The 5,000-nt window shown below is 72.7% G+C and carries 4 protein-coding genes; 3 read left to right on the top strand and 1 reads right to left on the bottom strand.

All coding sequences use genetic code 11. The annotated features are described in order from the left end of the window. Window positions 1-842: Ku protein (locus GUY61_RS34545; protein ID WP_166634274.1), on the bottom strand; the 842-nt coding region annotated here is incomplete at its 3' end. A gap of 280 nt (window positions 843-1,122) precedes the next feature. On the opposite strand from GUY61_RS34545, the gene GUY61_RS34540 reads away from it, so the two are divergent. From GUY61_RS34540 to GUY61_RS34530, 3 genes are read left to right on the top strand one after another with little or no spacing between them, the layout of a single operon-like run. After that, complete coding sequence (locus GUY61_RS34540) at window positions 1,123-1,659, top strand: (2Fe-2S)-binding protein (RefSeq protein WP_166634273.1); 537 nt, start codon at window positions 1,123-1,125, stop codon at window positions 1,657-1,659. Beyond that, a complete protein-coding gene (locus GUY61_RS34535; protein WP_166634272.1) occupies window positions 1,656-4,064 on the top strand; it encodes a xanthine dehydrogenase family protein molybdopterin-binding subunit in 2,409 nt (802 codons plus the stop codon). The genes GUY61_RS34540 and GUY61_RS34535 overlap by 4 nt, the downstream gene beginning before the upstream one ends. Further along, window positions 4,061-4,927 (top strand): xanthine dehydrogenase family protein subunit M, encoded by an 867-nt coding sequence (locus GUY61_RS34530; RefSeq protein ID WP_166634271.1) that lies wholly within the window; start codon window positions 4,061-4,063, stop codon window positions 4,925-4,927. Before GUY61_RS34535 ends, GUY61_RS34530 begins: the two co-directional genes overlap by 4 nt. The last annotated feature ends 73 nt before the right edge of the window (window positions 4,928-5,000 follow it).

The following is a 5,000-nucleotide window of genomic DNA, read 5'->3' as shown; positions in this document are numbered from 1 at the left end:
AACACCTGCTCACCAATGTGTCCAGGGGCAGCCCCGCCACGGTCGCCGCCCTCGCCGCCCTCGCCGCGCGCCTCACGGGCCTTGCGCACGCTCTGCTGCAGCGCCGCCATGAGGTCCACGACGCCTCCCGCCGGCGGGGCCTCCTCCGGCACCTCGGGGAGGCGCCTGCCCTCCGCCTTCGCCTCGATCACGGCCTCCAGGGCCGCCCGGTACTCGTCGTGGAACTCACCGATGTCCTTCTCCCCGATGGCGTCCATCAGCGCCCCGGCCTCCTGGATCTCCTTCTCGGTGAGTTCGGCCTCCTTCGGCGCGAGCCCCGCGGGCGAGCGGACCTCGTCGGGCCAGTACATCGTCTGCAGCGCGATCGCGTCGCCCACCACCCTGAGCAGGCCGAGCCGCTCCCGCCCGTGCCACGCCATCTTGATCACCGCGACCTTGGAGGTGCGCTCCAGCGCCTTGCGCAGCAGCACATAGGGCTTGGCGGCGACGGGCCCGTCCGCGGCCAGGTAGTACGGGTCCCCGAACCTGACGGGGTCGATCGACGATACGGGGACGAACGCCACGACCTCGATCGCCTTGGCGGTGGGCAGTGGCAGCTGCTGCAGTTCCTCGTCCTTGATCTCGACAATGGTGTCCTTGGAGACCTCGTAGCCGCGGCCGATCTCCTCCTGGGACAGCTCCCGCCCGTCGAGGGCACAGGTCTTGCGCACCCGGACCCGGCCGTTGTCGGCCCGGTGGATCTGGTGGAAGTGCACGTCCCGGTCCTCGGTGGCGCTGATGATCTTCACCGGAATCGTGACCAGCCCGAAGGACACGGCTCCACTCCACAGCGGTCGGGGCATGCGTGAGACCTCCTCCTCGGCCCCGAGCACCACCAGGCTAGGCCGCGTCACCCGGTTCCGCACGGGCTGCGCGCGCACGGCACCCGGGGCGCCCCGCGGACGGCCAACGGGGCGGCGCACGGTCTCCCTCCGCGCCCGCGCCGGGCGGCACACACCCGCCCGGCGCGGGCGCCGGGAAAGGAATGCCGCAGCCCTCGCGCCGCCCCGGAGGCCGCCATAGAGTGACGCACATCACGGCCGTATGGGCCGAAACCCCTCGTCCGGACCTCTGGGAGGGCACATGACCCGCATCTCCACGAAGGTGGACGGCACGACGTACGAGGACGACGTGGAACCCCGTCTCCTCCTCGTCCACTACCTGCGAGACCGTCTGGGCCTGACCGGCACCCCCGTCGGTTGCGACACCACCAACTGCGGGGCGTGCACGGTCGACCTCGACGGGGACAGCGTCAAGAGCTGTTCGGTGCTCGCCGTCCAGGCCGACGGCAGCACGGTGACCACGATCCAGGGCCTGTCCCGGAACGGTTCCTGGCACCCGCTGCAGAAGGCGTTCCACGAACAGCACGGCCTCCAGTGCGGCTTCTGCACACCGGGCATGATCATGGCCGCCCGCGACCTGCTCCGCGAGAACCCCCACCCGTCGGCCGAAGAGGTCCGGGAGGGCCTCGAGGGCAACCTCTGCCGCTGCACCGGCTACCAGAACATCGTCAGCGCGGTCCTCGCCGCCGCGGACGCCCCGGGCTCCTCCCCGTCGTCCCCGTCCGCCCCGCCGTCCGCCTCGCAGGCCGGGCCCCAGCCTCAGGAGGTCACATCATGACCGAGACCCTCGAGAGCCGGGAGACGGAGGTCGGGCGCGCCCGGCCGCGCAAGGAGGACGCCCGGCTCGTCACCGGGCAGACCACCTGGACGGACAACATCACCGCCCCCGGCCTGCTGCACCTGGCGATGCTGCGGAGCCCCATGGCGCACGCCCGTATCGACCGGATCGACGTCTCCCCCGCCCTGGACCGGCCCGGTGTGCTGGCCGCGTTCACCGGCCGCGACCTCGCCGCCGACGGCCTCGGTTCGCTGCCGTGCGCCTGGCCGGTCACCGAGGACATGGTGCTGCCCGACCATCCGCCGCTGGCCGTCGACGAGGTGCGCCACGCCGGTGACCCGGTGGCCGTCGTCGTCGCCCGCGACCGCTACGCGGCGGCGGACGCGCTGGAGGCCGTCGAGGTGGACTACACCCCGCTGCCGCCGGTGCTCGACCTGGAGGCGGCGCTGGCCGAGGACGCCCCGCTGGTCCACTCGGACAAGGGCACGAACCGCTGTTACGTCTGGCCGCTCGCCACCGGGGAGCCGTACGACGCGGTCAGGGAGCGCGCCGACGTGGTGCTGCACCGGCGTTACCTCCAGCAGCGGCTCATCCCCAACGCGATGGAGCCCCGGTCGGTGGTCGTGACCCCGCAGGCCGCCTCCGGCGACTACACCGTCCACTCGGCCACCCAGATCCCGCACATCCTGCGGATCATGCTGGCCGTCGTCACCGGGATCCCCGAGCAGAAGCTGCGCGTGATCGCCCCGGACGTCGGCGGCGGTTTCGGCTCCAAGCTCCAGGTGTACGGCGAGGAGGCGGTCGCGCTGGCCGTCGCCCGGCGGCTGGGCCGGCCCGTGAAGTGGACGGAGTCGCGCTCCGAGGGCTACCTGGCCACCCACCACGGGCGGGGCCAGATCCAGGACATCGAGGTCGCCGCGACCCGCGAGGGCAGACTGCTGGGCCTCAAGGTCGATCTGCTGGCCGACATGGGCGCGTACCTGATGCTCGTGACGCCGGGCATCCCGATCCTGGGCGCCTTCATGTTCCCGGCGATCTACAAGATGGAGTCCTACGACTTCCGCTGCACCGGGGTCTTCACCACCCGCACCCCGACCGACGCCTACCGGGGCGCCGGCCGGCCCGAGGCGACCTTCGCCATCGAGCGGATCATGGACGATCTGGCGGCCGAACTCGCCATCGACCCGGTCGAGTTGCGCCGCCGCAACTGGATCCGTCACGAGGAGTTCCCGTACACGTCGATCGCGGGCCTGACCTACGACAGCGGCAACTACGAGGCGGCGACCGACAAGGCCCTCGCGATGTTCGGCTACGACGACCTGCGGGCCGAGCAGCGCGAGCGCAACGAGAGCGGCGACCCGGTGCGCCTGGGCATCGGCGTGTCGACGTACACCGAGATGTGCGGGCTCGCGCCCAGCCGGGTGCTGGGCGACCTGCGGTACGCCGCGGGCGGCTGGGAGGCGGCGAGCATCAGGATGCTGCCCACCGGCAAGGTCGAGGTCGTCACCGGCACCAGCCCGCACGGGCAGGGCCACGTCACCAGCTGGAGCCAGATCGCCGCGGACGTCCTCGGGGTGCCCTTCGAGGACGTCGAGGTGGTCCACGGCGACACCCGGTCCGCCCCGCAGGGCATGGACACCTACGGTTCGCGCTCCCTGGTCGTCGGTGGCGTCGCCGTCCACCACGCGGCGCGCAAGGTCGTCGACAAGGCCAGGAAGGTGGCCGCGCACCTGCTGGAGGCCAGCGAGCAGGACCTGGAGTTCACCGACGGGGTGTTCTCCGTGAAGGGCTCGCCCGAGGCCCGCAGGACCATCCAGGAGATCGCGTTCGAGGCCTTCTCCTCGCACGATCTGCCGGAGGGCATGGAGCCCACCATCAACGCCGAGCACATCGTCGACCCGGAGAACTTCTCCTACCCGCACGGCACCCACCTGTGCGCGGTCGAGATCGACACCGAGACGGGCCGCACCCACATCCGCAAGTACGTCTGTGTCGACGACGTCGGACGGGTCGTCAACCCGATGATCGTGGAGGGGCAGGTGCACGGCGGCCTCGCGCAGGGCATCGGGCAGGCGCTGTACGAGGAGGCCGTGTACGACGACGAGGGCAACCTGATGACGGGCACGATGGCCGACTACCTGGTGCCCACGGCCCCGGACCTGCCCGAGTTCACCACCGACCGCACCGAGACCCCGGCGACCTCCAACCCGCTGGGCGTCAAGGGAGTCGGCGAGTCCGGGACGATCGCCTCCACCCCGGCCGTCGTCAACGCCGTCGTGGACGCGCTGCGGCCGCTCGGCGTCACGGACGTCCCCATGCCCTGCACGCCGGAACGGATCTGGCGGGCCGTGCGGCAGGCACAGCAGGCCAGGACCTCGGCGACGGGAGCAGGTGAGACCGCATGATCCCCGCGGCATTCGACTACGCCAGGCCGGCGAGCGTCGACGAGGCCGTCCGCGCGCTCGCGGACGCCGGGGACGAGGCGAAGGTGCTGGCGGGCGGGCAGAGCCTGCTGCCGATCCTGCGGCTGCGCCTCGCCTTCCCCGAACTCGTCGTCGACGTCGGCAGGATCGCCGAACTGCGCGGTGTGCGCGAGCAGGGCGACGCCGTCGTCATCGGCTCGACGACCACCCACCACGACGTGATCCACGACCCGCTCGTGCGGCGGTACGCCGGTCTGCTCTCGCAGGCGGCGGCGACGGTCGCCGACCCTGCGGTACGGCACCGGGGCACCCTGGGCGGCTCGCTCGCCCACGCCGACCCGGCCGGCGACCTGCCGGCGGTGGCGCTCGCCCTGGACGCGGAACTGGTCGCGGCCGGGCCGCGGGGGCGGCGCACCATCGCGGCGCGGGACTTCTTCGACGACTACCTCCAGACGACGCTGGAACCCGACGAGCTGCTGGTCGAGGTCCGGGTGCCCAAACGGGAGGGCTGGGGCTTTTGCTACGAGAAGTTCAGCCGGTCCGCGCAGGCCTGGGCCGTCGTCGGGGTGGCGGCCCTGGTGCGGCGCGACAACGGGCGGATCACCGAGTCCCGGATCGGCCTGACCAACATGGGCTCGACCCCGCTGCGGGCCACGGCCGCCGAGGAGGCGCTGGCGGGCGCGGACGCCGGACCGGAGGCGGTGGCCCGGGCCGCGGAGGCCGCGGCGGACGGCGCCCGTCCCTCGTCCGACGTGTCGGCCTCGGCGGACTACCGCGCGCACCTCGCAAGGGTGCTGACGCGGCGGGCGGTGCTGGCGGCGGCCGCGACGCCCGCACGGCCGTGACGGTGACGAGCGGACCACGGTCATGAACGGAACCCGGCACGGCGGCGGCCCCCCTCCGGACGCGCCCCCGCCC

Origin of the sequence: Streptomyces sp. GC420 (genome assembly GCF_009916105.1) — a bacterium.
GTDB lineage: Bacteria > Actinomycetota > Actinomycetes > Streptomycetales > Streptomycetaceae > Streptomyces.
This window is presented reverse-complemented; position numbering and strand designations above follow the sequence as displayed.